The following is a 25,834-nucleotide window of genomic DNA, read 5'->3' as shown; positions in this document are numbered from 1 at the left end:
GTCACTGTCGTGGACACGACAGTGTTGCCGCATCGATTCCGCAGTGATACCGCAGCGATCGCCGCACGGTGACCCAGCGTCGGCCCGCCGCGCCGCGAGATCGCCGTACCTGGCGGGTGGCGGCACTGTCGCCCCGGCGACAGCACCGCAACCCACGCCTCATCTCCAGGCGGTCAGCTGACGGCGGCCGCGGCGGTCTGGGCGTCGGGGCCGATGCCCAGCGCGACCTCGGAGCCGGAGCAGGCGACGACCGCGGACTGATCGGGGCCGGTGAACACCGTCCGGCCGCCCTCCTCGGCGGCGTCGGCGTCCTGGAACGCGGCGGCGTAGAAGTCGGTGACGGTCTCGCACAGCGGCGCCGCGCCCTCGTCACCACGGTCGGCCAGCACGAGAGCCACCGCGGTCCGGTCGCCGTCGCCCCACACCGTCACCTCGCCGCCGGCCCAGGCCGCGGCCAGCTCCTTCGGGTCCGACCGCGCCACCGACTCGTCGTCGCCGGGCGCCTCGAGCAGGAACAGCAGGTCGGCCGCGCCGAACGTGTCCGAGCGCAGCTCCTGCCACGCCTCGCCCGGCCCGGCGGGGTCGCGGACGTCGACGGCGGCCTCGCCGGCGCGGTACCGGTCCGGGAACAGGATCTGCGCGGTCGTCGCCGGCACCTGGTCGTACGTCGCGTCGACCGCGTCCCAGCCGCCGTCGAGGAACACGTCGCAGGTGAACGTCAGGCCCTCGACGTAGGGGAACTCGAGCTGGCGGGCGATGAAGTGCGGCAGCCCGTCGAGGTCGGCGCTCGTCTGCCCGGACAGCTCCTGCAGCTCGAGCAGCTGGTCCAGCGGCAGGTGCTGGCCTATGAACTGCTGGCTGTAGAGCGACGCGTCGCCCTCGGTGGCGTTGAGCGCGGCGTAGGCGGCGTCGGACCCGGACTCGGTCGCGATGGCCTCCTGGTCCGGCAGGCCCAGCGCGGCGTCGGCCTGGGCGTGCACCAGCTCGTGCGCGGTGATGAACGCGCCCATGCCGTCCATCTCTTCGGAGCCGATGACCAGCTGGTGCGTCTCGGGGTCGTAGAACCCGCCCACCCCGGCGTCGAGCGCGTCGAGCTGCGCCTGGGCGAGGTCGGTGCCGGGCTCGACGGCGCCCAGCGCGGCCAGCAGCCGGGAGTCGACGGCGGCCCGCTCGGGGTCGAGGTCCTCGCGGGTGATCTCGACGGCGCGCCGCTGCACCTCGTCGAGGCTCACGAACTCGATGTCGACGTCGTCGCCGGCGGGCAGCCCGCGCTCCTCCTCGACCAGCTGCGCGATGGCGGCGACCTGCGTCTCGACGTCGCCGTCGGGGATGGATTCGCCCCCGCCGCCCAGGCCGAGCCCGCCGGCGCCGAGGCACTCGAACAGGATCGGGTCGACGTCGCCCATGCCCTCGAGGTCGCCGAGCCCGCCGAGCAGGTCCTCGAGACCGCCCAGGCCGTCCTCGCCGCCCAGCAGGTCCTCGAGCCCGCCGAGTCCACCGGACCCGCCCTCGGACTCCTCCTGCGCCTCGGCCAGCTGCCGGCGGGCGTCGTCGCGCTCGGCCCGCAGGTCGTCGGCGCGCTGGTCCATGACGACGTAGACGAGCCCGGCGATGATCAGGCCGACGGCCAGCGCCACGACGGTCGCGATCTGCCAGGGCGCGGCGCTGGAAGGGGACCGGGCCGGCTGCGGCGACGGCGGGGGCGGCGGCGGTGGCGTGCTCATGATCTCCCTAACGTAACCCGGGGTCAGGCCGTCGCGACCGCCGTCGTGGCGACCCGGGGGTCGCGCGCGGACAGCCGCCAGCCGGCGCCGTCGTCGACCTGGATGACCGACACCGGACCCCAGCCGGACTGCGGCCCCTCGGTGGGACGCACCTGGTGGCCGCGCTTGCGCAGGCCGTCGACGACGCGGGCGGGGACGTCGGGCTCGACCCGCACCCGCGACCCGGCCGGTACCGGCAGGCCGGGCGCCACGGGCGAGGGCTCGACCGTCCAGCGCGGCCGCGCCTGCGCCTCGTCGGGGTCGAGCCCCGCGCCCAGCACGAACGTCGCCAGCTGCTGGACCAGCTGCGGCTGCACATGGCCGCCGCGGGTGCCCAGGACCATGGCCAGCCGGTCGCCGCGGGTCCACAGCGTCGGCGACAGCGTGTGCAGCGGCCGCCGTCCGGGCGCCAGCTCGCCGGGATGGCCCTCGACGAGCGTGAAGCCGCGGCCGCGGTCGTGCAGCAGGAAGCCCGCCGACCCGGCGCCGACCAGCGAGCCGATGCCGTGGAAGTTGGACTGGATCAGCGAGACGCCCATGCCGGCGCCGTCGACCACGCACAGGTAGGCCGTGCCGCCCGCCGCGAGCGCCGGCGCGTGCCGGTCGCGAGCCGCCGCGGGGTCGACGGAGGCGGCGACGGCGTCGAGGCGGGCCGGGTCGAGCAGCCGGCCGATGTCGACCGGGACCCGGCCGGGGTCGACGACGACGGCGTCGCGCTCGGCGGCCAGCGCCCGGTGCGCCTCGATCTGCAGGTGCCACGACTGCGGGTCGCCGGGGTCGTCGGTCCAGCCCAGCCGTTCCAGCACCGCGCAGGCGCCGACGGCCAGGTAGCCCTGCGAGTTCGGCGGGACGGTCCAGCCGGTGGCGCCCCACACGTCGGCGGACAGCGGCTCGACCCAGTCGGCCTGGCTGCGCCGCAGGTCGTCGGGCGTGATGGCGCCTCCGACGGCGTCGGCGACGGCCCGGCCGGGCCCGCCCTCGTAGAACGCCGCCCGCCCGCCGTCGGCGACCAGCCGCAGGGTCGCGGCCAGCTGCGAGCGGACCACCGTCGAGCCCGCGCGCGACGCGGCGAGCATGGGCTGCGCGGCCTCGGCCCCGGCCAGCTCCGCGGCGTTGGCACGGAACGCCGCCACCAGGTCGTCACTGGCCGGGAAGCCCTCTTCGGCCAGCCGGATGGCCGGCGCCAGCGACGCCGCGAGCCCCAGCCGGCCCAGCCGCGACGACAGCTCCACCCAGCCGTCGACGCAGCCCGGCACCGGGATGGCCCCGGCGTCACCGCGCGGGATCTCGTGGTGCCCGGCCGCCCGCAGCGCCGCGGCGTCGACGCCGGAGCCCGCTCGGCCGGACGCGTTCAGCGTCAGCGGAGCGGCGTCGCCCGGCCGGTGCACCAGCGCGAACAGGTCGCCGCCGATGCCGCACGTCTCGGGTGCGACCACGCCCTGCACCGCGCAGGCCGCGATGGCGGCGTCGACGGCGTTGCCGCCGGCCTGCAGGATCTGCACGCCGGCGCGGGTGCTCAGCGTGTGCGGGGTGGCGACGACACCTCCCGTCATGCTCACGACCCTGATCACGACCCTTCGGCGACGTCGATGTGGACGTGGTCCAGATGGCGCAGCGTGATGTTCGTGGTGTCGCCGGACGGGTGGGTGTAGGCGCGCCACCCTTCGTCGGAACGACGGGCCGACCATATCCGCTCGTCGTAGATGATGGTCGTGATGCCCAGCTCCTGGGCGTTGGCGGCGGCCCAGTGCGCGACCGCCCAGCCGCGCCGGTTGACCTCCACGTCGTCATAGGGCTCGAACATGACGTCGAGCGCGCGGCCGTCGTAGTGTGCCGACCCCTCGACGTGCCCGGAGTCGACGCCGCCGGGCTGGAAGCCGCCGATGTCGAGGCCGCCGAACGTGCCGGCCAGCTCGTCGCGGACGGCGCGGGCACGGTCGGTGAGGCCGTCGTCGCCCATGGTCTGCGCCACGTGCTCGCCACGCCCGTACGCGCACGAGAACGTCGCCTCGGAGTTGCCGGTGAGCGCCGACGCCAGCACCCGGGCGTCGGCCTCGTGGTCGGCGTAGGCGTCCGGGTAGGCGCTGCGCTGCACCTCCTGGGCCGCGACGGTGATCTCGAGGTCGCGGTAGTCGGGGATGCGGACCAGGGCGTCGTAGAACGCGCCCGCGGCATAGACGGGGTCCTGCACCTGCTCAGGGGTGCCCCAGCCTTGCGACGGCCGCTGCTGGAACAGGCCCAGGGAGTCGCGGTCGCCGTAGTCGACGTTGTAGATGTCGGACTCCTGGTACGCCGTGGCCAGCGCGATGGTGACGGCACGGGCGGGCAGGCCGCGCTCCACGGCGACGGCGGCGATGGTGGCCGCGTGCCGGGCCTGCTCGGGGCTGAGCGCCACGGTGCGGCCGTCGACGGTGGCGCGGCAGTCGTTGCGCTGGAACCGCAGCGGGTTGTCGTCGCCTCCCACCCACCAGATGAGGAGCGCGGCGATGCACCCGCCGAGGGCGAGTATGGTCCCCATGGTCGCCGTCAGGCGGGCAGCACGACTCATTTGATCGGAAGAACGTCCGTGGCCGGGCCGGTGGTTCCTGGTGGTCCGGGGCCGGTCAGTTCGCGTGCAGGACGGCGTTCAGCCCGCCCCAGTCGCCGGACCGGGCCAGGGCCTCGACGGCGCCGGAGACGCTGTTGCGGCGGAACAGCAGGCCGTCGCGCCCGGACAGCTCCATCGCCTTGACGACGCGGCCGTCGGGCAGCCCGACCTTGGTGCCGGCGGTGACATAGCAGCCGGCCTCGACCACGCAGCCGTCGCCGAGCGAGATGCCGATGCCCGCGTTGGCGCCGATGAGACAGCCCTGCCCGACGGTGATGGTCTCTTTGCCGCCGCCCGACAGCGTCCCCATGATCGACGCGCCGCCGCCGACGTCGGAGCCGTCGCCGACGACGACGCCCGCCGAGATGCGGCCCTCGACCATGGACGAGCCCAGGGTGCCGGCGTTGAAGTTGACGAAGCCCTCGTGCATGACGGTGGTACCGGCGGCCAGGTGCGCGCCCAGCCGCACGCGGTCGCCGTCGGCGATGCGCACGCCCGCGGGCACGACGTAGTCGACCATGCGCGGGAACTTGTCGATGCCGTAGACGGTGACCGGGCCACGGCGCTGCAGCCGCACGCGGGTGCGCTCGAAGCCGTCGACCGCGCACGGGCCGTGGTTGGTCCAGACGACGTTGCTGAGCACGCCGAACACGCCGTCGAGGTTCAGCCCGTGCGGCTGGACGAGCCGGTGCGACAGCAGGTGCAGCCGGAGGTAGGCGTCCTGGGCGTCGGCGGGCGGCGCGTCGAGGTCGGCGACGGTCTCGACGACGGTCCGGCGGACCCCGCGGTCGAGGTCCTCACCCTCGAGGTCGCGCAGCTCGATGTGGGCGTCGTCGGAGGAGATGGGCGGTTTGCCGAGAGCTGGGGATGGGTACCAAACATCCAAGATCGTTCCGTCTGCGGCTATCGTTGCCAGGCCGAAACCCCATGCCCGTCGCTCGTCGGTCATGAGGGTCAGCCTACGGAACGCCGCCACGCCGCACCCCAGGAGGCCTCATGACGGGACGACGGCTGCTCGCCACTCTCGTGGGAGCCGCGACGACGGTGCTGACGGCGACGGGCGGCGCCTACGCCGGTGATGCGGCGGACGACCCGCCCACCGGCCCGCTCGCGGCCGAGATGGCGGCGGCGCTCGAGCAGCAGCCGGGCGGCGTCCAGGTCTCCGACAACGCCATGGCCTGGGACGACGGCGCGGTCGTCGTGGTCTGGCCCAACCCTGGCGACGCCGCCGCGCCCCTCGGGCTCGGCGCCAACGTCCGGCACGAAGTCGCCGAGGCGCTCGGCCTCGCCGACGATGCGCAGGCGCGCGGCAGCGACGTCGAGCCGCGTGGCACGCACCTCTCGTGCCCGGTCGACTACTACTGCTTCTACACCTCGATGAACTGGGACGGCGCGCGCTACCAGTTCTCCAGCACCTGCTCCGGTTCGGCCGCGTCCTGGGGCTTCGACAACAACACCTCGTCGTGGGCCAACCGCAACCTCGACAAGCGCATCAACGCCTACGACAGCTCCGGCGGCACCCTGCTGTGGACCATGGGCGCCGGGCGCACCAGCGCCTACGTCGGCACCGCCAACGACAACCGCATGAGCGCCTGGACCTGCAGCCCGGCGTGAGCTCAGAGGAAGACGGTGTAGGCGGTGACGGCGGGCGACTTCACGTCCAGCAGGCCGGTGTCGCCGGTCAGGATCTCCTCGTAGCCGAGCATGCGCCCGGTAGCGGGGTCGACCAGGAGCACGTAGCGGCGGTCCAGGCCGGAGTCGGCGCTGTCGGTGGCGAACGCGACGGCGTCGCGGCCGCGGCGGTCCGTGGCCGCGCCCAGTGCCACCACGCCGGGCTCGTGCGCCAGCATGGTCAGCGCCGCGGCCTGCACCGGCCCGTCGACCGGGCGGGTGGAGCCGACCTCGTGCAGCGCCTGGAACAGTGCCGCGGCGGGGTCGGTCGCCTGCGGCCACACCGTCAGCAGCTGCTCGCGCAGGGCGGCTGGGTCGGTGGCCAGCTGCGCGGGATAGGCCGACGGGAGGCCACCGGCCGGGAGGGTCTCGTCGAGCAGGACGGTGCCCGCCGCGGCGGACTCGTCCGACGCGCTCCACTCGGCGGTCGGGAACCGCGCCTCGCCCTGGGTCTCGCGCAGGTGCACCGAGCCATCGGCGAGAAGGCGCTGCTCGCGCAGGACCGGCACGACGGCCGTGGTGACAGCGGCCGTGCCGCTCATGGACAGGGTCGCAGCGGCGCCCTCGGCGGGTGCCCGGCCCTCGGCCGGCGCCTGCCCCTCGGCCTGCGCCTGCCCCTCGGCCGGTGCGCCGTCCGAGGCCGTCTCGGTCACCGACAGCAGCCAGGTCTCGGTCGACACCGTCGTATCGACGGCCGCGTACGCCTGCGGAGCGGCGGCGGCCGTGGCGGCCAGGGCCTGCAGCTCCGCCTCGGCCGGAGCGCCGATGCCCAGCTCGCCGGCCAGGACGGGCGGCGTGGCGGCGTGCGCCACCTCCTCGCCGCCGGTCCCGAAGTCACCCACGACGAGGACCGCGGTGGTGACCGCGGCCGCGGCGGCGAGGCCGGCCGCCGGCCACAGCGCCAGCCGCAGCGTCGGGCGTCGCCGCGCGGCCGGCCGGCCGGCGACGGTGTCCTCGAGCAGGCGACGGATGGCGTCGCGGCGCTCGGCGGGCAGCTCGCGACGTGCCGGGAGCTCGAAGGCGAGGTTCATGCCGGTGGAACTCATGAGTGGTGCGCTCCTTCAGGTCGCGGGCCGGATCGCGGCTCCGCGGACTTGGTGGCGGCGGCCTCGGTGAGCCGCTCCATGTGAGCTCGGGCCCGCGCCAGACGCGAGCGTACGGTACCGACGGGGATTCCGAGGGCGACGGCGGCCTCGGCGAACGTGCGCTCGCCCCAGACGCACAGCGCGAGCACCTCCTGCTCCTGCTTCGGCAGCCGCCGGAACACCCGCAGGATCTGCTTCATGCGCCGCTCGTCCTCGGCCCGGGCCTCGGCGTCGGCGGGCACGCCGTCGGTGGCCGGGCCGGTGCCGTTGGTGTGCGGGACGGCGTCGGCGGCGCCCCCGGCGATGACCGCGGGCGGCAGTTTGGCGAGCAGACGGCGGTGCCGGCGGACGGCGCGGGTGCTGTTGCCGGCCACCTTGGACGCCAGGCCGAGCAGCCAGGGCACGAAGCCGGCACCGTCGGTGACGTCCTCGCGCTTGCGCCACGCCTCGAGGAAGACGACCGAGGTGAGGTCCTCGGCGGTCTTCCAGCTGCCGGTGAGCCGGAAGCAGTAGTTGTAGACCACCGTCGAGTGCCGGGTGAAGAGCTCACCGAACGCGGCCGGGTCGCCCTGGCGTGCCCGCGACCACAGGTGCTGGTCGTCGGGGGGAGCGGCCGGCAGGGAGCTCATGATCAGTGGGGTCCACCAGGGTCGGGTCTCGTGCGGTCAGGGTGTCGGTACGCTCGGCTAGCGTTGCCGCCATGAGCCCGACCTCGCCCCTCGCCACGTGGCAGGCTCTCTGCCTCGACGCCAGCGACCAGCCCCGACTCGCCGAGTTCTGGGCGGCGGCGCTCGGTCACCGGCCAGACCCAGACGATCCTACGCACCTGCGCGGCAATGCAGAAGGCGAGCACGTCTGGGTCGACGCCGTCCCCGAGGCCAAGTCGGCCAAGAACCGCGTGCACCTCGACGTCGAGGTGGGCGACCTCGACGGCCTGCGCTCGCTCGGCGCCACCGTGCTGCGCGAGCCCGACGACGAGATCCACTGGTTCGTCATGGCCGACCCCGGCGGCGGCGAGTTCTGCGCGTTCGTGCGCCCCGGCCGTGCCTCGCTGCCCGGCCGGTTCTACGAGGTCGTGGTCGACTCCGCAGACCCGCACGCCCAGGCCGCGTGGTGGGGCGCGCTGCTGGGGCTCGAGCCCGAGCGCGAGCCCCAGGAGCACTACGCCGCGCTCGAGTCCGGCGGCCGGCTGCCGTTCGACTACCTGTGCTTCGTGCCGGTGCCCGAGCCGAAGACGGTGAAGAACCGCGTCCACTGGGACGTCGTCGCCGACGTCGGCGCCCTGACCGAGCGCGGCGCCACCGTCCTGCGCGAGCCCGGCGACGACATCTCCTGGCACGTCATGGCCGACCCCGAGGGCAACGAGTTCTGCGCCTTCGCGCCGCGGTCGTAGGCTCTGACAGCTGTGGGCCACCTTCTCGATCTCGACCTTCCCGCGCCGGCACTGACGGCGCAGCTCTGCGACCTCGCCTCGCCCAGCGGCCACGAGGGGCCGCTCGCCGACGCCGTCGAGGCCGCGCTGCGCGCCGTCGGGCACCTCGAGGTCCTCCGCGACGGCGACGCCGTCGTCGCCCGCACGTCGCTGGGGCGGCCGTCGCGGGTGGTGCTGGCCGGGCACCTCGACACCGTGCCGGTCGCGAACAACCTCCCCACCCGGCTCGCCGACGGCGTGCTCTGGGGGCGCGGCACCGTCGACATGAAGGGCGGCGTCGCGGTCGGGCTGCGGCTGGCCGCGCAGCTGGCCACCCCGGTCAGCGACGTCACCTATGTCTTCTACGACAACGAGGAGGTCGAGGCCGAGCGCAACGGCCTCGGCCGCATCGCCCGCGGCCACCCCGGCTGGCTGGCCGCCGACTTCGCCGTTCTCATGGAGCCCACCTCGGCCGCGGTCGAGGGCGGATGCAACGGCACGCTGCGGGTCGCCGTCGAGCTCACCGGCACCGCCGCGCACAGCGCCCGGTGGTGGCGGGGCAGCAACGCCATCCACGCCGCCGCGCCGGTGCTGCAGCGGCTGGCCGACTACCGGCCGGCCACGGTCACCGTCGACGGCCTCGACTACCGCGAGGGCCTCAACGCGGTCGGCATCAGCGGCGGCATCGCGGGCAACGTCATCCCCGACCGCTGCGAGGTCAGCGTCAACTACCGCTTCGCCCCCAGCCACACCGAGGCCGAGGCGTTCGATCACGTGCGGTCGGTGTTCGACGGCTACGAGGTCCGGCTGCTCGACACCGCGCCCGGCGCCCGGCCCGGCCTCGACCGCCCCGTCGCGGCGGCGTTCGTGACGGCCGTCGGGGGCGAGCCGCGGGCGAAGGTCGGCTGGACCGACGTCGCCCGGTTCGACGCGCTCGGCGTGCCGGCCGTCAACTACGGCCCCGGCGACCCGCAGCTCGCGCACGCCGACGACGAACGCGTCGACATCGCCGAGATCGACGTCTGCGAGGAGCGGCTGCGGACCTGGCTCCGCGGCTGAGTCACCCCCTCGACGCGAGCGGGGCCACTACCCTGGCCGCGTGACGCGACACGAGGAGTTCGGGCGGCCGGCGGAGAAGTACGCCGGGCCGGTGATCAAGCGAGGGAAGCAGTACGACGTGACGACCACTGACCAGCGCCTGCTCGACACCGCCGGACCCGGCGACTGGGTGCACACCGACCCCTGGCGCGTGCTGCGCATCCAGGCCGAGTTCATCGAGGGCTTCGGCGCGCTGGCCGAGCTCGGCCCGGCCATCAGCGTCTTCGGCTCGGCCCGCACGCTGCCCGACGACCCGTACTACCAGCTCGCCGTCGACCTCGGGAAACGACTGGTGGGCGCGAACTACGCCGTCATCACCGGCGGCGGCCCGGGCATCATGGAGGCCGCCAACAAGGGCGCCCACGAGGCCGGCGGCACCTCCGTCGGTCTGGGCATCGAGCTGCCGTTCGAGCAGGGCATCAACGCCTACGTCGAGCTCGCCGTCAACTTCCGCTATTTCTTCGCCCGCAAGACCATGTTCGTCAAGTACGCGCAGGGGTTTGTGGTGTTTCCGGGCGGGTACGGCACCCTCGACGAACTGTTCGAGGCCATGACATTGGTCCAGACCCACAAGGTGACCGCTTTTCCCATCATCCTGGTCGGTGTCGACTACTGGAAAGGACTCGTCGACTGGCTTCGTGACACGCTGGTCGTGGAGAAGAAGATCTCGGCAGTCGACATCGACCTCCTCACTGTGACGGACGACCTCGACGAGGTGATGTCGGTGCTGGCCAGGGCCGAAGAGGCCCGTCGCGCGGCGGGTCGCGGATAGCGTCTGAATTCGCTGTACCGGACGCCTGCTGAGCCGCGTCGCTGCTTGCGTCGCACACCCTCCAAGGGGTAGACCAAGGCAACGATTGGAGGCGGCTCATGGCAGATGCGCCCGTGCAGACCGGAGAGGCCCCCCGCCAGCCCGCGGAACAACCCAGCCTGAAAAGGGTCATGGGGCCCAGCCTGCTGCTGTTGTTCGTCGTCGGTGACATTCTCGGCACCGGTGTCTATGCATTGACCGGCCAAGTGGCCGCCGAGGTGGGCGGAGCGGCCTGGCTGCCGTTCCTGGTCGCGTTCGTCGTGGCCATCCTCACCGCGTTCAGCTACCTCGAACTGGTGACGAAGTACCCGCAGGCCGCCGGCGCCGCGCTCTACACGCACAAGGCGTTCGGCGTCCACTTCGTGACGTTCATCGTCGCGTTCACGGTCATGTGCTCGGGCATCACCTCGGCCTCGACGGCGTCGCGCGCGTTCGCGGCGAACCTGTCCGAGGCGTTCAACGTCGAACTGAGCACCGGCGTCGGCATCACCGGCGTCGCGCTGGGGTTCATCCTGCTGGTCGCGGCGGTGAACTTCCGCGGCGTCGGCGAGAGCGTCAAGGCCAACGTCGTGCTCACCTGCGTCGAGCTGAGCGGCCTGCTGATCATCATCATGATCGGCCTGTGGGCCATCGGCGGCGGCGAGGCCGACCTCTCCCGCGTCACCGAGTTCGACACGCAGGGCCAGGGCGTCTTCGGGGCGGTCACGGCAGCCACGGCCCTGGCGTTCTTCGCCATGGTCGGGTTCGAGGACTCCGTCAACATGGCCGAGGAGTGCAAGGACCCGGTCCGGATCTTCCCCAAGGTCATGCTGTCGGGCCTGATCATCACCGGCATCATCTACGTGCTGGTCGCCATCTCCTCGGTGGCGCTGGTGCCGGTCGACCAGCTCGGCGAGGGCGAAACCCCGCTGCTGCAGGTGGTCGAGGCCGGCGCGCCCGGCTTCCCGCTGAAGATCTTCGCGTTCATCACGATGTTCGCCGTCGCCAACTCCGCGCTGATCAACATGCTCATGGCCAGCCGGCTCGTCTACGGCATGAGCCGCGAGCGGGTGCTGCCCGGTCCGCTGGGCCGCGTGCACCCCGGGCGGCGCACACCGTGGGTCGCCATCATCTTCACGACGGTGCTCGCGGCCGGCCTCATCACGTTCGTCGGCGAGGTGCCGGCCCTCGGCGGCACGACGGCGCTGCTGCTGCTCGCGGTGTTCTCGGTCGTCAACGTCGCCGTGCTGGTGCTGCGGCGCAACCCGGTCGAGCACAAGCACTTCCGCACGCCGACGATCATCCCGATCATCGGTGCCATCACCTGCGCCTACCTCGCCACGCCGCTCACCGGGCGCGACAACGAGCAGTACCGCATCGCCGGCATCCTGCTCGCCATCGGCGTCGTGCTCTGGTTCGTCACCTGGCTGGTCAACCGGCGCCTGCACCGGTCGCAGGGCGACATGGAGGATCCCGAGAACCTGGGCGTCGGCGGTCCCGTCAACTGACGGACCCGGCTCCGTCTCGCGCTCGGGCTGTGGGCCCGGCGGAGGGGCGGGAGGATGCTGCGCCGGCTCCGCTACGCGGCGGTGAAGCATGCCGCGGGCGCTCTTGACGCCGGCTCCGCATCCCGCCCCTCCACCTGGTCAGCCCTGGTGGCGTTCCGGGGCCGGTTGGGGTCAGGCGGTCGGGCGACGCTCAGGTTCGTCGAGGAGGTGATTGCGGTGGGCGAGGGCGGCGGCCTCGCCGCGGCCCGAGACCCCGAGCTTGGCCAGGATGTTTGACACGTGGACGCTGGCGGTCTTGGCGCTGATGTACAGCTCTTCGCCGATCTGCCGGTTGCTGCGGCCGGCCGCCACCAGGAGCAGTACCTCGCGCTCGCGGTCGGTCAGCGCCGGGAAGGTACCGGTGTCGCCGTTCGGGCCCGACGGGGACGGCGGCAGGCCCAGGCGGGCGCGGCGCACGAGGTCGTCGATCCAGCGCCGCACCAGCCCGGCGCCGAGCCGGTCGGCCTCGTCGGCGGCCCGGCGCAGCGGCTCCTCGGCCGCCGCACGGTCGCCGAGCAGGACGTACGCCTCGCCCAGCCGGTGGCCGGCGAACGGTCGCAGGTGTGCCGGTCCCTCGGCCCGCTCGACGGCGTCGAGCGCGCGCCGCCACGCGTCGGGCGCGGGCCCGTCGAGGCCGGCGAGGTGCGCCTCGATGACCGGCGCCCACACCGGCCCCGGCCCCCAGCCGGCGATCGGCTCGAGCCGGCCGCGCAGCCAGTCGGCGTCGGTTCCGGCCCTGGCGCCGTCGCGCGACCGCGCCTCGAGCGCCCAGGCGGCGGCCGCCAGCAGCGGCAGCTCGTAGCCGGGGTGCCGGCCCGGCAGGCCGTCCATGGTGGCGCGGACGAGGTCCCAGGCGACGCCGGGCTCGCCGCGGCCGAGCGCGGCCTCGGCGCCGGCCCGGGTGACCGGCAGCACGTACTGCGGTCCGGGCTCGCGGCCGGCCAGCCGCTCGCGGATCTCCGCCGCCGACTGTGAGGCCGCCCCGACGTCGCCGCGCCACAACTCCAGCCAGGACTGCAGTCCGACCAGCTGCCAGACGTGCCGGCCGGGCGGGTCGAGCTCGAGCGCGCGCGTGATCATGCGCTCGGCCTTGTCCCAGTGGCCCAGCGCCAGCAGCGGCTCCGCGGCGTTGCCGGCCATCATGGTGCCGAGCGTGCGGGCCAGCCCGACGGCGCGGGCGCGGTCGATGCCCGCGCGGGCCACCTCGGCCGCCTCGGCGTAGCGGCCCAGCAGGTGCAGCGAGTCGGACATGTTGATGTGGTAGCCGACCAGCCACTCGGGCCGGTCGCCGGCGAGGCGGTGCGCGGTCTCGAGCGCCTCGAGACCTTCGTCGACCCGCCCCGAGTGCAGCAGGCACGGCCCGAGCACCACGTAGGCGCGGTACTCCGACTCCGCCTCGCCGGTCCGGTGCGCCAGCTCGGCGGCCTCGGCGGACAGCGCGATGGCCTCGGCATGCGAGCCGTCCATCATGAGTCGCGAGACGTACTTCTGCAGCAGGCGTGCCCGGCGCGGCGAGGGCGGGTCGGCCGGGATGAGCTCGAGCGCGCGGCGCACCTCGTCGGTGGCGCCGGCCAGCCCCAGCTCGCTGAGCAGCGTCCCCCGGAAGCCGAGCAGCCGGGCGACGCGGGCGGGCTCGACGGTGCTCGCCTCGGCCCGGGCCTCGGTGAGGGCGGCCTCGACCAGGGCCAGCGCGCGGTCGACCTCGCCGGCGTTGCTGGCGGCCGCGGCCGTGCGGCCCAGCAGCTCGGTGTGGTCGAACCCGGCCGTCGCCTCGGCGTCGGGCACCTGGTCCCACAGTTCCAGCGCCCGCTCGTAGTTGTGCTGCGCCTCGTCGTAGGCAGACAGCGAGCGCGCCTCGGCCGCGGCGCCCAGCGACGCGGTGAAGGACTTGGCGTGCTCGTGCGCGCAGAACCAGTGGTGGGCGGCCTCCGCCGTGAGCGAGCGGCCGGCGGCGCCGGCCCTGAGCTGCCGTTCCAGGGTGCCGGCGTAGAGCGCGTGCAGGCGGGCGTGCTCGCCGGGGAGGAGATCGAGGTGGACGGCCTCGTGGACCAGCGCGTGGCGGAACGCGTAGCCGTCGCCGTCGACCCGCAGCACGTTGGCCGACACCGCCTCGCGCAGGGTGCGGTCGAGGGCGTCGGGATCGACGGCGGCGACGGCGGCCAGCAGGTCGTGACCGACGCTGTCGCGGCCGACGGCGAGCAGCCGGACCAGCCGCTGCGACTCGTCGGAGAGCTGCTCGACGCGGATCAGCAGCAGGTCGCGCAGCGACTCCGGCAGGGTCGTGCCGTCGTCGAGGTCGGCCAGCTGCTCGACGAAGAACGGCACGCCCTCGCTGCGGGCGTGGATGCGCCGGACGGCGTCGGTGGCCGGCGCCGTGCCGGCCAGCCCGGCGAGCTGCAGGGCGACCTCGTCCTCGGTGAGCCGCGGCACGTCGATGCGGTGCACCGTCCGGACCCGCTCGAGCTCGGCGAGCAGGATGCGCAGCGGGTGGTCGCGAGAGACCTCGTCGCTGCGGTAGGTGCCGACGATCAGCACTCGCGCGGTGCCGAGGGCCCGGACGGCGAACCCGAGTAGCTGGCGCGTGGAGCGGTCGGCCCAGTGCAGGTCCTCGAGCACCAGGACCAGCGGGCGGTCGGCGGCGACGTGCTCGAGCAGGCCGGTGACCGCCTCGAACACGCGGCCCTGGCTGGTACCCCCGGGATCGTCGTCGCCGTCGGCGCCGGGGAGGTCGGGGAGCAGCGTGCGCAGGGCGGCACGGCCCGGTCCGGCGGCGGCCAGCAGGCCGGGGACGCCGAGCTGGGCGGCCAGCTCGCGCAGCGCGCCGGCGACGGGGGCGTAGGCGAGCCCCTCGCCGCCGAGGCTGACGCACTGCCCGACGACGACCAGGGCGCCGTCGCGCTCCGCCTCGGCCGCGAACTCCGTGACCAGCCGGGTCTTGCCGACGCCGGCCTCGCCGCCGAGGACGACCGTCGCGGGGACGCCGTCGGCCGCCGCGGCCAGCGCGGACCGCAGTCCGTCGAGCTGGCTCGTGCGACCGACCATCGCGGGACTCGTCGTTGCCAACGCCACGATGTCCATCCTGCTACGCCCGGGCCGCTCCGGGCACACCGGTTTCCCGGCATGGTGCGGCCCCGGTGTCCGGAGGGGAGGACACCGGGGCCGCTCGGGATGGCTGGGATCAGGCCGCGTGGCGGCCGGGAAGGTGGTTGACCACCCAGGCGGTGCCGGACGAGCGGGCCCGTCGGGGCGAGCTCTTGGCGGCACGGCGGGCGGCGCGGGCGAGCCGATCGGCGTCGGCCTCGGCCCGCAGCCGGTCCGCGCGCTCTTCGTGCATGAGCTGGGCGGTGTAGGCGCTGTTCATGACCGGACCTCTTTCGGTGACCTTCATCTGCTGACAGTGAAGAGTCTGGTCCGTAAGGGGTGGTCGCCACATGAGGTGACTGCCGCATCTTCGCAGGTGGAAGGGGCCTTACTCGCGGCCTGAGGGGCGGGTGAGGGGGCCTGAGGTGCCCTGAGGTGGCCTCAGTCGGGCGGTCCGCCGACTGAGGCCTCAGGTGAGGCCGCGCAGCGGGGCCGCGGGCGGGCGGGCGCCCTGGATCGAGGCCACCATGTCGAGCACCTGCCGGGTGGCGGCGACGTCGTGCGCGCGGAACACCCGGGCGCCGTGCCAGGCCGAGATCGCGGTCGCGGCGAGCGTGCCGCCCAGCCGCTCGCCGACAGGGAGGTCGAGCGTCTCGCCGACGAAGTCCTTGCGCGAGAGGCTGACCAGCACCGGCCAGTCCGTCGCGACCAGCTCGTCGAGGCGGCGGGTCAGCTCGAGCGAGTGGAACGTGTTCTTGCCGAAGTCGTGCGTGGGGTCGATGACGATGCCCTCGCGCGGCACGCCCAGCTCCGCCGCCCGCTCGGCCAGGCCGACGGTGTGCGCGAGGACGTCGGCGACCACGTCCTCGTAGCCGACGCGGTGCGGGAGCGTCCGCGGCAGCATGCCGCCGGTGTGGCTGCAGACCAGCCCGGCGCCGTGCCGCGCGGCGACGTCGGCGACGTTCGGATCGGCGCCGGCCCAGGTGTCGTTGACGAGGTCCGCGCCCGCCTCGCACAGCGCGTCGGCCGTGCGGGCCCGGTAGGTGTCGACGCTGACGACGACCTGCGGGTAGGTCTCGCGGATCGCCCCGACCAGCCCGGCGACGCGGTCGATCTCCTCGTCCTCGCTGACCGGCTCGCCGGCGCCCGCCTTCACCCCGCCGACGTCGATGATGTCCGCACCCTCGGCCACGACCTGCTCGACCCGGCGCCACGCCTGCTCGAACGCGAACGTCGCACCCCGGTCGTAGAAGGAGTCGGGGGTGCGGTTCACGATCGCCATGACGGCGAACCGGCCGGGCGGGAACGTCGAGCGGCCCAGGCGCAGGACACCCACGAAAGCTCCTTCGGTCGACTGCTGATCGGCTGCTGGTTCGGTGTCTGTAAGCGTCGCACGAGGTGTCACCGGGCGTGGCGCGGAGGTGGAACGCCGGGCGTGGCACCCTTGAGGCGTGTTCGCCGTCTTCGTCGTCGTGGGCGCCGCCGTGCTGTTCGTCGCGGTGCTGCTGGTGCTGGGCCGTGGCGACCTCCTCCAGCCCGAGGTGCCCGAGGCGCAGGCACGGCTGCTCCCCGACGACGGCGTGGATCCGGCGGACCTCGCGGACCTGCGGTTCTCGGTGGTCCAGCGCGGCTATCGCATGGACCAGGTCGACACCGTCCTCGACCGCCTCGGCCGCGAGCTGGACCGGCGCGACCGGCGCATCGCCGACCTCGAGGCCCGGGTCGGCCACGACGCCGACCCGCTGCCGCGCCGCCGTCCCGCCCCGCCCGCCTCGCCCGCCTCGTCCGACGAGCTCTGACGGTGACCGCCGACGTCCGGGTCGCGCGACGGGTCGCCGTTCCGGCCGACGTCGCGTGGCACGTCCTCACCGACTGGCCGGCCCAGGGCTCCTGGATGCCGCTCACCCGGGTGCGGGTGGCCGGGCCCGGCGACGGGCGCGAGGTGGGCGCGCGGCTGGAGGCCTGGACCGGTGTGGGGCGGGCCGGCTTCCTCGACACCATGGTCGTGACCGCCTGGGAGCCGCCGCGACGGTGCGAGGTGCTGCACACCGGGCGGCTGGTGCGCGGGCCCGGGATCTTCGCGGTGCGCCCGGTCGGCGAGGCGGACTGCGAGGTGGTCTGGGAGGAGTGGCTCGACCTGCCGCTCGGGGTGGCGGGGCGGGTGGGCTGGCCTGTGGTGCGCCCTCTGGTGCGGGCCGGGCTGAGCGTGGCGCTGCGCCGCTTCGCCGGCTACGCCGAGCGCCTGCACCGCCTTCGGTAGCGGCGGGTTCGTCAGCGCGAGACGCAGCCTTCGAGGTGGTCGTTGACCAGGCCGCACGCCTGCATGGCGGCGTAGGCAGTGGTGGGGCCGACGAAGACGAAGCCGTTCTTCTTCAGCGCCTTGGCCAGCGCCGCCGACTCGGGTGTGGTGGCGGGGACGTCGCCGAGCGAGCGCGGCACCGGGCGGCCGTCGGCGTCGGGGGCGAAGGACCAGATCAGCCGGTCGAGCGCGCCGTCGCCGCCGGCGTCCTGCAGGGCGACCAGGGCTCGCGCGTTGGTGATGGCGGCCGCGACCTTGGCGCGGTTGCGCACGATGCCGGTGTTCTGCATGAGCCGGGCTTCGTCGTCGGCCCCGTAGGCCGCGACGACGGCGGGGTCGAAGCCGGCGAACGCCTTCCGGAAGCCGTCGCGCTTGCGCAGGATGGTCAGCCACGACAGCCCGGACTGGAACGCCTCGAGGGTGAGGCGCTCGTACAGTGCGGTGTCGCCGTGGACGGGCCGGCCCCACTCGTCGTCGTGGTAGGCGACGTAGTCGGGGGCGCTGAGGCCCCACGGGCAGCGCAGCAGGCCGTCGGGGCCCTCGACCAGGTCAGCGGCCATGGAACACCATCGCCTGCTTGGCGAGGAACGCCTCGACGGCGGCACGGTGGTCGTCGGTGTCGCCGGTGCGCTGCATGAGGTCGGCCTCGTGGGCGAGTGACTCGTCGAGGCCGTGGGTGGCGGAGAACTCCAGGGCCTGACGCAGCGCCGCGTAGGCCTGCGTGGGGCCGTGGGCGAACTCGTGGGCCAGCTCCATGGCGCGTGGCAGCACGTCGGCGGCCGCGACGACCTCCGTCGCCAGCCCGAGGGCCAGCGCCTCGCCGGCGTCGACCGTGCGGGGCCGGAGCAGCAGCTCGCGCGCTTTGGCCCAGCCGACCAGCCGCGGCAGCGTCCACGACGACCCGGTGTCCGACGACAGCCCGATGGCGGCGAAGGCGAGGTTGAACCCGGCGGTGTCGGCGACGATGCGCAGGTCGCAGGCGAACGCATAGGACGCGCCCGCGCCGGCGGCGACGCCGTTGACAGCGGCGACCACCGGCTTGGGCATGGTGAGCAGCGCCTTGACCGTGGGGTTGTAGTGCTCGCGCACCGTCGCGGCCAGCCCGGAGTCGCCCGAGGCGAGCGCCTGGGCGTGCTCTTTGAGGTCCTGCCCGACGCAGAACGCCCGGCCGGACCCGGTGAGCACCACCGCCCGCACGGCGTCGTCGGCCGCGGCCTCGAGCACCACGTCGCGCAGGGCGACCTTGGTGGCGGTGTCGAGGCTGTTCATGGAGTCGGGCCGGTCGAGCGTGATGACGCCGACGCCGTCGTCGGCCTGGTAGCGCACCGGGGTCACAGGTCACCCTCCTTGGTGGGTCCGGCGGACAGGCAGGCGTCGACGAACCGGCCGGCCGCGGGCTGCAGGCGCGCGGCGTGCTCGTCGAAGAAGGCGGCGGCGTCGTCGCCGGGCCAGACCTCGGGGAGCAGCTCGCGCGGCAGCCCGGGGTCGGTGAAGAGGAACTTGCGCCATTCGTGCACGAGCCGGCTGCGCGCGGCGAACGCCTGCTCGTCGGTGGGCCGGCCGGGCAGCGAGCTGAGCAGCGACCGCGCCTCGGACAGCCAGCGCAGGTAGGACCGTCCGACGGCGTCGAGGTCCCACGCCCGGCGCACCAGTTCGGCGTCGTCGCCCTGGTGCCGCGCGCTGAACCGCTCGGCCCGCAGGTCCTCGGCGTCGAGCAGCGACGGCAGCTCGGGCGAGGGCCGGGCGGCGATCCAGGTGCCGTCGCCGACCGGCGCGTAGCCGAGATAGGCCAGGCCGTTGCGCAGCCGCTCGCGCGCGGCCCGCTGCGCCGACCGCTCGGGCACGACGACGTGCCAACGGCCGTCCCAGTCGCCCCGGCCGTTGGTGCGGTAGATGCGCACGGCCGCCTCCTCGAGGCGGCGGTCGGCGCGCTCGGTGAGCTGATAACCGGGCGAGCCGTCGATGCGTACCGGACGCAGCCAGCCCTGCTTGACCATGCGCGACACGGCCGTGCGCACCGCCGGCGCGGCGACGCCGAGCGGGGCGAGCAGCCGCACCAGTGCGGCGACCCGGGCGCTGCCGCCACGCGAGCGCACGTGATCGCCATAGAGGTCGAACAGGGCGGATCTGGCGTTCACAGTCCACCATCCTGCCAGCCCGCTCCGACAGTCCGGTCCGCCAGTCCGGCATCGCCAGGTGAGGACATACCGACCGCGCTCTCCCCGCGGCGACCAACATGCGGGATAATGACCTCCATCGTGACGCACACGGCTGGTGCTCCCTGGCCATCAGGGGGTTTGGGTGTGCGCCTGAAAAGGAAGGGGTGCGCGGATGGCGGCGATGAAGCCGCGGACTGGCGATGGGCCGCTCGAGGTCACCAAGGAGGGGCGCGGCATCGTCATGCGTGTCCCGATCGAGGGTGGCGGTCGTCTGGTCGTCGAGCTCACGGCCGACGAGGCCGGCGCGCTGGGTGATGCGTTGAAAGATGTTGTCGGCTGACGTGTCGTTGCCGTGAGCATTGAATAGGTGCCCTCGTCCGGCGCCGGCGGCGCTGGGCGGGGGCATTACTCTGCCCGGAGGGACCCGGGACGTCAGGGAACGAGGAGTGCGCGTGTCAGCCGAGAACACAGTCAGCCCCACCGAGGTCGTGGTCGACGCCCGGCCGCTGCTCGACGCCGAGGCCGGCGTCCTGGCGCTCGCGGTGTGGCCCGACGAGGCCCCGGACAGCTCGCCCTGGATCGGCCCCGGTGGCGCCGAGGCCGGCGACTCGCTCGGCCTCGACCTGTTCGCCGCCCTCGACCGCGGCAACGCCTCCGGCAAGGCCGGCGAGGTCGTCTCCGTCCCGGTCTACGCCGAGGGCCGCGGCGCGGGCAGCGTCGACGGCGAGGTCGACGTCACCGAGGTCCTGCTGGTCGGGCTCGGCGACGGCTCATCGGCCGCCTACCGCAAGGCCGGCGCCGCTCTGGCCCGGGCCGCCCGCGGCGTCGACCGGCTGGCGTCCGCCGTCACCGCGACCGCCGACGACCACGCGACCCGCGCCTTCGTCGAGGGCGCCGTCCTCGCCACCTACACGCTCGGCGGCTTCCGCAGCGCGCCGGTCCCGGAGCGCAAGCTGCCGTTGGGCACGCTGGTCATCACCGGCGACGGCGCCCGCGCGGACGTCGTCGCCGCGGCGGTCGCCGTCGCGCAGGCCGGCTGGACCGCCCGCGACCTCGCGCAGACGCCGTCGAACGTCAAGGACCCCGAGTGGCTGGCGGCGCAGGCCCGCCGCCTCGGCGCCGAGCACCGCCTCGACGTGCGGGTGCGCGACGAGAAGGCGCTCGCCGACGAGGGCTTCGGCGGCATCCTCGCCGTCGGCATGGGCTCCGAGCGGCCGCCGCGGCTCATCGCGCTGCGCTACGAGCCGCCGCAGGCCGGCCCCTCCACGCCGCACGTCGTGCTCGTCGGCAAGGGCATCACCTATGACACCGGCGGGCTGTCGCTGAAGCCGCGCGAGGGCATGGTCCCGATGAAGACGGACATGACGGGCGGCGCCGTCGTCATGGGCGTGCTGTCGGCCGTGCGCGAGCTCGGCATCGGCGTGCGGGTCACCGGCCTGGTCGCGGCGGCCGAGAACATGCCCGGCGCCGCGGCCCAGCGGCCCAGCGACGTCATCCGGCAGTACGACGGCACCACCGTCGAGGTCCTCAACACCGACGCCGAGGGCAGACTGGTGCTCGCCGACGGCATCGGCTACGCCGTCGCCGAGCTCGAGCCGACGGTCATCGTCGACGTCGCCACCCTCACCGGCGCCGCGACGACGGCGCTCGGCCGCGGCCACGGCGCCCTCTACTCGCCGTCGGACGACCTCGCCGCCGCGCTGCGCTCGGCCGGCGACGCGGCGGGGGAGCGGCTCTGGCGCATGCCCCTGGTCGAGGACTACCGCTACGGGCTGGACTCGTCGATCGCCGACATCTCGCACATCGACACCGCCCACCTCGGTGGCGGCTCGATCATGGCAGCGTTGTTCCTCCAGCGCTTCGTCGGCGACGTGCCGTGGGCGCACCTCGACATCGCCGGCCCGGCCCGCGCCGACTCCGACAAGGGCGAGGTCACCAAGGGCGGCACGGGCTTCGGCGTGCGGGCGCTGCTGTACTGGCTCGAGGCCGGCGCTCCGGTCTCGTGATGGTCGTTCGGAAGGATCCTGCATGTACGGTCTGAGTGTGCGCTGGTCCCTGGCCGAGGCGCCCGCCGGCGTCGACGCCGCGCTGCGCGAGTACGTCCACGACACCTCGCTGGCCAAGTTCAGCGGCATGGACGGGTTGCGGTTCAAGACCTGGCGCACCCGGCCGGGAGAATGGTTCGAGGGCACCTACGTCTTCGAGACGGCGGCAGCCCGCGACACCTTCGCCACCTGGTTCGCCGAGGTCGCGGCCGACTCGCCCGGCTCGAAGATCATCGGCTCGGCGCCGGTGTTCCAGGAGCCGTTCGACGTCGTCGCTGTCGCCGAGGGCGGCTCCGGCTTCGCCGCCGGACCCGGCCCGGTCTGATCCCCCGTCCCCCTGCTGCCCAGTGTCTTAGCCGCGGGGACCCGCCTCAAGCGGACCGATGACGCTTCGCGCGGAGGGACCGCTTGACCCGGGTCCCCGCGGCCAAGAACTCGGCAGCTATCAGGGGGACGGGGGGAGTCTGCCGACGGTGTGGATGGTGGCTCGCTGGTTGCGGTTGGTCGTCTTCACTAGCGCCAGCCGACTTCACTAGCGAAAGTCGTCTTCTGACCTCGCGCTGGGGCGCAGAAGACGGTTCTGGCTAGACATCCCAGGGGCGTAACTTGTCAAGCGGCCTCTGGTTGATCTTGGCCCCGGTGGGCCCAGGCGGTGTGTTCGTTGTAGTGGGTGTGGTGGCGTAGGCAGCCGTGCAGGATGCCGACGAGTCGGTTGCCCAGGGCGCGTAGTGCCTGGTGGTGCAGGTCCCCGGCGGCGCGGTGCTGGTCGTAGAACGCTCGGCATCCGGGGCTGGCGCTGAGTGAGCAGAATGCCCACTGGTCGATCGCGTCGTAGAGGCGGCGGTTACGAACGTGGCGGGCGAGCACGGCACGTTTCTTGCCCGAGGCGATGGTCAACGGTGACGTGCCGGCGTAGTTCTTGCGAGACTTGGCGGTGGTGTAGCGGTCGGGGTCGTCCCCGAACTCACCGAGCACCCGGGCGCCGAGCACATCACCGAGTCCTGGCAGGGAGAGGTAGATGTCGGCGTCCGGGTGTTGCTCAAAATGGTCGTTGAGCTGGGTTTCCAGCTCGCTGATCTGCCGGTTCAACTCCACGATGATGCCGGCCGTGGCGCGGGTGGTCGCAGCGAACGCGGCCGTCACCGGGCCGGGCGCGGTGAGCTGTTCGGTGCGTAGCGCGGCCTGGATCTGCGCCGCCCGCTGGTCCAGGTTGCGGCGCCGCCCGGCGTGCTTGAGCGCGGAACGGATCGCACCGATCGTCAGCCGGGCGCCGTCGGCTGGAGCCGGGGCACGGCCCAGCACCGCCAACGCGTCACGATCATGCAGGTCGTCGAAGGCCTGCAGGGCGGCCGGGTAGTACTCCCGCAACGCCGAGCGCAGCGCGTTGGTGTGCTTGTTCCGCGCCCAGATCAGGCTCTGGTGGGTGCGGGCGAGCACCTTGATCGCCTCGGCCTGGCCAGTGTCGCCGGCGACCGGGCGGTGGTTGTGACGATCGGTGCGGACCAGATCGGCCAGAAGCTTGGCATCCCCGGCATCGGACTTGGCACCGGACACATGGTGGCGGTCGCGGTAACGGGTCACCGCCAGCGGGTTGATCGCATACACCTGGTAGCCGGCCGCGGTCAGCGCGTCGACCCACAGGCCCCGGTCGATCTCGATCCCGATCACCACGTCGCCCGGCTCGTCGGCATACCCGGCGATCAGCTCGTGCAGCCCGCCGATGCCCGCCAGCCCCTCGGGAAGCCGCCGCGACGCCAACCGGGTCCCGCCCTCGTCCATGACATGCACGTCGTGGTGGTCCTCGGCCCAGTCATCACCCACGAAGATCATCACATCGCCTCAGCCCTCTCGATGTCGTGACACAGGTCGGAGCCACGAGGGCCTCGGCGGCGACCTAATGGATCAGTGCTCGCACGGCACGACACCCCATCAGCGCTACGACAGCCCTCACCGACCGGCCGGGGCACGATCTAGCCCTAGGAATCAACCATCTCCGAGGCGTGGCAGTGCTCACCGGCCGGCGGCTCGACGACCAGCCTTCCCATCGACGCACAACAGCCAACGCAGAAACGCCGGTCGATCCCCATTAGAGCGTGTCTCCTATATGCGCGCCCATGTGATGCAGGCGGACAGCACGACGGCGGCGCGGTAGGTGATCGCGAGCTTGTCGTAGCGGGTGGCCAGTCCTCGCCATTGCTTGATCAGAGCGAAGGAGCGTTCGACGACGTTGCGCTGCTTGTAGGTCTGCTCGTCCAGGGCCGGAGGTCGCCCGCCGGCCGAGCCCTTGCGTTTGCGGGCGGCGATCTCGTTCTTCTTCTGCGGGATCACGGCCTTGATGTGCCGGGCTGCGAGCATCTGGCGGTTGACGCCGGAGGTGTAGGCGCGGTCGGCGATCACCGCGTCCGGGGTGGTGCGGGCCCGGCCCGGCCCCAGGCGAGGGACGCGGATGTCGGCCAGCACCTCGGTAAGCATCACGCCATCGTTGCGCTGCCCGCCGGTGATGACCGCGGCCAGCGGGCGGCCGTGTCCATCCACCGCAAAGTGGATCTTGCTGGTCAGTCCGCCACGCGACTTGCCGATACCGTGACCTGCAGGTTCACGTTCCCCGCCGATCGGGCTAGGAACGAACCCGTCAGGCTGACTCGTGTGATTCGCCCGCGCCCCCCGTGTCCCGCTCCGGGCGCGTGGTGTTCGTGGCGTGCTGGTGGGCACGGTTGATCGTGGCGTCCACCGACACCGTCCAATCGATCTGACCAGCGGCGTCCGCCTGGGCAAGCAGCCCGGCCAGCACCTTGTCCCAGGTCCCATCCTCGGCGTATCGGCGGTGCCGCTTCCAGACCGTCTTCCACGGCCCGAATGGCTCTCGGGGCAGGTCCCGCCACGGGATCCCGGTCCGGTACCGGTAGACGATCCCCTCCACCACCCGCCGGTTATCCCAGAACGGGTGGCCCCGCCGCCCCGCGTTCGACGGCAGCAACGGCTCGATCTGCTCCCACTGAGCATCGGTCAACGACTCAAACCGAGACGAACTCACACTGCGATCATGCAGCGCGACTCATCACAGATATGGGAGACACACCCTAGTGAAGTCGGCTCTGCGTAGTGAAGTCGCGGCTCGGCGTGCTGTCTGCCCCGCCGGTTCCATGATCATGTTCGGTGGCGGCGTGTGAGCGACCGCGAGGGGACATGATCATGGGGGAGTGGCGCCCCAACACGATTGCGCCTGCCCCAACACGGTTGCAGGCGTAGTGCGGCACGGGATTTCGTGGTGAACGTGATCATTTCGGGTCCGGCGAACCGGCACCGAGGGGCGAGGCGTCCCCAGGGTCTCCCCGTCCCCCTGATAGGTGCGCGGCTAAGAGACTGGGCACCAGGGGGACGGGGAGTCGACCTCATCACTCCGGCAGAACCTCATCACCCCGTGTGAGCGACCACCTCGGCGACCACGGTGTCCCACACGGCGCGAGGCGGGTACTGGTGGCCCATGCCCTCAAGCGGAACCAGCCGCGCCCCGGGGATCTCTCGGGCCAGCGCCTCGCCGTGCGGGAGCGGCATCAGGGGGTCGGCGGTGCCGTGCAGGACCAGCGTCGGTGCGGTGATCCCGGCCAGTTGCGCTCGCTCCAACCCGCCACCGGACAGGATCCAGTGGTTGGTCTGGCTGGCGGCGACGTCGGTGGTGCGGTCGTACATGAGGGTGGCGACGGCGCGCTCCTCGGCGAGGTCCGGCGGAATCGTGCCGTCGAACGGGCGCAGGCCCTCCACCATGGCAGAGATGGCCGCGTCGCGGTCGGTCCAGTCCGGCCCGGGGTCCTCGGAGGAGAACAGCTCGGCGAGCTGGGCCGACATGGGCGGCAGGTCGGGGTTGCCGGGCCCGAGCGGGCCGGTGGGGCTGGTCGACTGCAGCGTCAGCGACAGCACCCGCGCCGGATACTCCACGCCCAGCGCCTGGGCGATGCCGGCGCCCATCGAGATGCCGTAGAGGTGCGCGGCGGCCAGGCCGTACCCGTCGAGCACGGCCAGCGCGTCCGTCACCAGGTCGTCGCCGGTGTAGCCGGGTGAGCCGGCCGGGTACGCCGTCGACCGGCCGGTGTCGCGGAAGTCGTAGCGGATGACGAACCGGCCCGGCGCTGCCAGTCGCGAGCAGAACTCCGTCTCCCAGTAGTCCATGGACGCGGCCGCGCCGCCGATCAGCAGGATCGCCGGGTCGTCCGGGGACCCGAAGGACTCGGCGCACAGCTTCGCGTCGCCCACGGGGATCATCCGCTCGGTCATCGTCACTCCCTAGAACTATGAAAAAC

Annotated in this window: 24 protein-coding genes and 2 pseudogenes; 11 read left to right on the top strand and 15 right to left on the bottom strand. The window is 73.4% G+C overall.

The genetic code is table 11. The features are described 5' to 3' along the window. Positions 1-173: 173 nt before the first annotated feature. From HD601_RS02490 to dapD, 4 genes are all read right to left on the bottom strand, one after another. Positions 174-1,724, bottom strand: coding sequence for a hypothetical protein (locus tag HD601_RS02490; RefSeq protein WP_184819016.1), 1,551 nt, complete (start codon positions 1,722-1,724; stop codon positions 174-176). 23 nt (positions 1,725-1,747) lie between these two features. After that, the gene (locus tag HD601_RS02485; protein ID WP_184819014.1) at positions 1,748-3,316 is read right to left on the bottom strand and encodes a gamma-glutamyltransferase family protein; all 1,569 of its coding nucleotides are present in this window, start codon (positions 3,314-3,316) and stop codon (positions 1,748-1,750) included. A gap of 14 nt (positions 3,317-3,330) precedes the next feature. After that, positions 3,331-4,281 (bottom strand): VldE C-terminal domain-containing protein, encoded by a 951-nt coding sequence (locus HD601_RS02480; protein WP_184819011.1) that lies wholly within the window; start codon positions 4,279-4,281, stop codon positions 3,331-3,333. A gap of 85 nt (positions 4,282-4,366) precedes the next feature. Next, complete coding sequence (dapD, locus tag HD601_RS02475) at positions 4,367-5,299, bottom strand: 2,3,4,5-tetrahydropyridine-2,6-dicarboxylate N-succinyltransferase (RefSeq protein ID WP_184819009.1); 933 nt, start codon at positions 5,297-5,299, stop codon at positions 4,367-4,369. A gap of 47 nt (positions 5,300-5,346) precedes the next feature. On the opposite strand from dapD, the gene HD601_RS02470 reads away from it, so the two are divergent. Next, on the top strand, positions 5,347-5,964 hold the full coding sequence (locus HD601_RS02470; RefSeq protein WP_184819007.1) for a peptidase inhibitor family I36 protein: 618 nt from the start codon (positions 5,347-5,349) through the stop codon (positions 5,962-5,964). Between the two features lie 2 nt (positions 5,965-5,966). On the opposite strand, the gene HD601_RS02465 is transcribed toward HD601_RS02470, so the two are convergent. Both HD601_RS02465 and HD601_RS02460 read right to left on the bottom strand, forming a co-directional pair. Next, entirely contained in the window at positions 5,967-7,067 is a 1,101-nt protein-coding gene (locus HD601_RS02465; protein WP_184819005.1) for a hypothetical protein, read from the bottom strand. Beyond that, complete coding sequence (locus tag HD601_RS02460; RefSeq protein ID WP_184819003.1) at positions 7,064-7,735, bottom strand: RNA polymerase sigma factor; 672 nt, start codon at positions 7,733-7,735, stop codon at positions 7,064-7,066. The genes HD601_RS02465 and HD601_RS02460 overlap by 4 nt, the downstream gene beginning before the upstream one ends. Positions 7,736-7,806: 71 nt before the next feature. Between HD601_RS02460 and HD601_RS36205 the strand changes: the two are divergent. From HD601_RS36205 to HD601_RS02440, 5 genes and pseudogenes are all read left to right on the top strand, one after another. Continuing rightward, positions 7,807-8,121, top strand: a pseudogene (locus HD601_RS36205) (VOC family protein); the annotation flags it as partial. Further along, positions 8,101-8,484 (top strand): annotated as a pseudogene (locus tag HD601_RS36200) (VOC family protein); the annotation flags it as partial. The pseudogenes HD601_RS36205 and HD601_RS36200, both read left to right, overlap by 21 nt. A 27-nt stretch (positions 8,485-8,511) precedes the next feature. Beyond that, the gene (gene dapE, locus HD601_RS02450; RefSeq protein WP_184818999.1) at positions 8,512-9,576 is read left to right on the top strand and encodes a succinyl-diaminopimelate desuccinylase; all 1,065 of its coding nucleotides are present in this window, start codon (positions 8,512-8,514) and stop codon (positions 9,574-9,576) included. 40 nt (positions 9,577-9,616) lie between these two features. Further along, a complete protein-coding gene (locus tag HD601_RS02445) occupies positions 9,617-10,387 on the top strand; it encodes an LOG family protein (protein ID WP_184818997.1) in 771 nt (256 codons plus the stop codon). A gap of 170 nt (positions 10,388-10,557) precedes the next feature. Then, positions 10,558-11,913 (top strand): APC family permease, encoded by a 1,356-nt coding sequence (locus HD601_RS02440; RefSeq protein WP_184818995.1) that lies wholly within the window; start codon positions 10,558-10,560, stop codon positions 11,911-11,913. 171 nt (positions 11,914-12,084) lie between these two features. On the opposite strand, the gene HD601_RS34520 is transcribed toward HD601_RS02440, so the two are convergent. The 3 genes from HD601_RS34520 to folP all read right to left on the bottom strand — a co-directional run bounded on the left by HD601_RS34520 (position 12,085) and on the right by folP (position 16,315). Beyond that, positions 12,085-14,994, bottom strand: a complete 2,910-nt coding sequence (locus HD601_RS34520; RefSeq protein WP_184818993.1) for a helix-turn-helix transcriptional regulator — start codon at positions 14,992-14,994, stop codon at positions 12,085-12,087. Between the two features lie 136 nt (positions 14,995-15,130). Continuing rightward, positions 15,131-15,313: a hypothetical protein gene (locus tag HD601_RS02430; protein ID WP_184818991.1), complete on the bottom strand. Its 183-nt coding sequence runs from the start codon at positions 15,311-15,313 to the stop codon at positions 15,131-15,133. 189 nt (positions 15,314-15,502) lie between these two features. After that, entirely contained in the window at positions 15,503-16,315 is an 813-nt protein-coding gene (gene folP / locus HD601_RS02425) for a dihydropteroate synthase (RefSeq protein ID WP_184829382.1), read from the bottom strand. Between the two features lie 169 nt (positions 16,316-16,484). On the opposite strand from folP, the gene HD601_RS33350 reads away from it, so the two are divergent. Both HD601_RS33350 and HD601_RS02415 read left to right on the top strand, forming a co-directional pair. Continuing rightward, positions 16,485-16,832: a DivIVA domain-containing protein gene (locus HD601_RS33350; RefSeq protein ID WP_184818989.1), complete on the top strand. Its 348-nt coding sequence runs from the start codon at positions 16,485-16,487 to the stop codon at positions 16,830-16,832. 2 nt (positions 16,833-16,834) lie between these two features. After that, entirely contained in the window at positions 16,835-17,293 is a 459-nt protein-coding gene (locus HD601_RS02415; RefSeq protein ID WP_184818987.1) for an SRPBCC family protein, read from the top strand. 11 nt (positions 17,294-17,304) lie between these two features. Here the strand turns inward: HD601_RS02415 and HD601_RS02410 are convergent, their stop codons facing one another. From HD601_RS02410 to HD601_RS02400, 3 genes are read right to left on the bottom strand one after another with little or no spacing between them, the layout of a single operon-like run. Then, complete coding sequence (locus tag HD601_RS02410; RefSeq protein WP_184818985.1) at positions 17,305-17,892, bottom strand: DNA-3-methyladenine glycosylase I; 588 nt, start codon at positions 17,890-17,892, stop codon at positions 17,305-17,307. Next, positions 17,882-18,667, bottom strand: coding sequence for an enoyl-CoA hydratase-related protein (locus HD601_RS02405; protein ID WP_221440478.1), 786 nt, complete (start codon positions 18,665-18,667; stop codon positions 17,882-17,884). The genes HD601_RS02410 and HD601_RS02405 overlap by 11 nt, the downstream gene beginning before the upstream one ends. After that, positions 18,664-19,470 carry a PaaX family transcriptional regulator C-terminal domain-containing protein gene (locus HD601_RS02400; protein WP_184818983.1) on the bottom strand — a complete coding sequence of 269 codons (807 nt, stop codon included), beginning with the start codon at positions 19,468-19,470 and terminating at the stop codon, positions 18,664-18,666. Before HD601_RS02400 ends, HD601_RS02405 begins: the two co-directional genes overlap by 4 nt. 193 nt (positions 19,471-19,663) lie before the next feature. Here HD601_RS02400 and HD601_RS02395 point away from each other — a divergent pair, with 193 nt between their 5' ends. From HD601_RS02395 to HD601_RS02385, 3 genes are all read left to right on the top strand, one after another. Further along, positions 19,664-19,831: a DUF3117 domain-containing protein gene (locus tag HD601_RS02395; RefSeq protein WP_069114398.1), complete on the top strand. Its 168-nt coding sequence runs from the start codon at positions 19,664-19,666 to the stop codon at positions 19,829-19,831. A 112-nt stretch (positions 19,832-19,943) separates the two neighbouring features. Further along, positions 19,944-21,497, top strand: a complete 1,554-nt coding sequence (locus HD601_RS02390) for a leucyl aminopeptidase (protein ID WP_221440477.1) — start codon at positions 19,944-19,946, stop codon at positions 21,495-21,497. 22 nt (positions 21,498-21,519) lie between these two features. Further along, positions 21,520-21,861 carry a hypothetical protein gene (locus HD601_RS02385; protein ID WP_184818981.1) on the top strand — a complete coding sequence of 114 codons (342 nt, stop codon included), beginning with the start codon at positions 21,520-21,522 and terminating at the stop codon, positions 21,859-21,861. Positions 21,862-22,145: 284 nt separating this feature from the next. On the opposite strand, the gene HD601_RS02380 is transcribed toward HD601_RS02385, so the two are convergent. From HD601_RS02380 to HD601_RS02370, 3 genes are all read right to left on the bottom strand, one after another. Beyond that, positions 22,146-23,366 (bottom strand): IS110 family RNA-guided transposase, encoded by a 1,221-nt coding sequence (locus HD601_RS02380; protein WP_184818979.1) that lies wholly within the window; start codon positions 23,364-23,366, stop codon positions 22,146-22,148. A 270-nt stretch (positions 23,367-23,636) separates the two neighbouring features. Then, positions 23,637-24,570 (bottom strand): IS5 family transposase gene (locus tag HD601_RS02375; protein ID WP_425503369.1). Its coding sequence is split into 2 segments (ribosomal slippage): positions 23,637-24,189 and positions 24,188-24,570, totalling 936 coding nucleotides; the frame shifts between segments, so codons are not numbered across the junction. Positions 24,571-24,950: 380 nt separating this feature from the next. Continuing rightward, entirely contained in the window at positions 24,951-25,808 is an 858-nt protein-coding gene (locus HD601_RS02370) for an alpha/beta fold hydrolase (protein WP_184818977.1), read from the bottom strand. Positions 25,809-25,834 lie beyond the last annotated feature (26 nt).

This window comes from Jiangella mangrovi (genome assembly GCF_014204975.1).
Lineage (GTDB): Bacteria > Actinomycetota > Actinomycetes > Jiangellales > Jiangellaceae > Jiangella > Jiangella mangrovi.
The sequence above is the reverse complement of the archived record's forward strand: the minus strand, read 5'-3'. Positions and strand labels throughout refer to the sequence as shown.

Coding starts and splice junctions, on each gene's coding strand:
- HD601_RS02490 (WP_184819016.1), bottom strand. CDS start 1,724: ATGAGCACGCCACCGCCGCCGCCCCCGCCGTCGCCGCAGCCGGCCCGG.
- HD601_RS02485 (WP_184819014.1), bottom strand. CDS start 3,316: ATGACGGGAGGTGTCGTCGCCACCCCGCACACGCTGAGCACCCGCGCC.
- HD601_RS02480 (WP_184819011.1), bottom strand. CDS start 4,281: ATGGGGACCATACTCGCCCTCGGCGGGTGCATCGCCGCGCTCCTCATC.
- dapD (WP_184819009.1), bottom strand. CDS start 5,299: ATGACCGACGAGCGACGGGCATGGGGTTTCGGCCTGGCAACGATAGCC.
- HD601_RS02470 (WP_184819007.1), top strand. CDS start 5,347: ATGACGGGACGACGGCTGCTCGCCACTCTCGTGGGAGCCGCGACGACG.
- HD601_RS02465 (WP_184819005.1), bottom strand. CDS start 7,067: ATGAGTTCCACCGGCATGAACCTCGCCTTCGAGCTCCCGGCACGTCGC.
- HD601_RS02460 (WP_184819003.1), bottom strand. CDS start 7,735: ATGAGCTCCCTGCCGGCCGCTCCCCCCGACGACCAGCACCTGTGGTCG.
- HD601_RS02440 (WP_184818995.1), top strand. CDS start 10,558: ATGGGGCCCAGCCTGCTGCTGTTGTTCGTCGTCGGTGACATTCTCGGC.
- HD601_RS34520 (WP_184818993.1), bottom strand. CDS start 14,994: ATGGTCGGTCGCACGAGCCAGCTCGACGGACTGCGGTCCGCGCTGGCC.
- HD601_RS02430 (WP_184818991.1), bottom strand. CDS start 15,313: ATGAACAGCGCCTACACCGCCCAGCTCATGCACGAAGAGCGCGCGGAC.
- folP (WP_184829382.1), bottom strand. CDS start 16,315: ATGGCGATCGTGAACCGCACCCCCGACTCCTTCTACGACCGGGGTGCG.
- HD601_RS02410 (WP_184818985.1), bottom strand. CDS start 17,892: ATGGCCGCTGACCTGGTCGAGGGCCCCGACGGCCTGCTGCGCTGCCCG.
- HD601_RS02395 (WP_069114398.1), top strand. CDS start 19,664: ATGGCGGCGATGAAGCCGCGGACTGGCGATGGGCCGCTCGAGGTCACC.
- HD601_RS02385 (WP_184818981.1), top strand. CDS start 21,520: ATGTACGGTCTGAGTGTGCGCTGGTCCCTGGCCGAGGCGCCCGCCGGC.
- HD601_RS02380 (WP_184818979.1), bottom strand. CDS start 23,366: ATGATCTTCGTGGGTGATGACTGGGCCGAGGACCACCACGACGTGCAT.
- HD601_RS02370 (WP_184818977.1), bottom strand. CDS start 25,808: ATGACCGAGCGGATGATCCCCGTGGGCGACGCGAAGCTGTGCGCCGAG.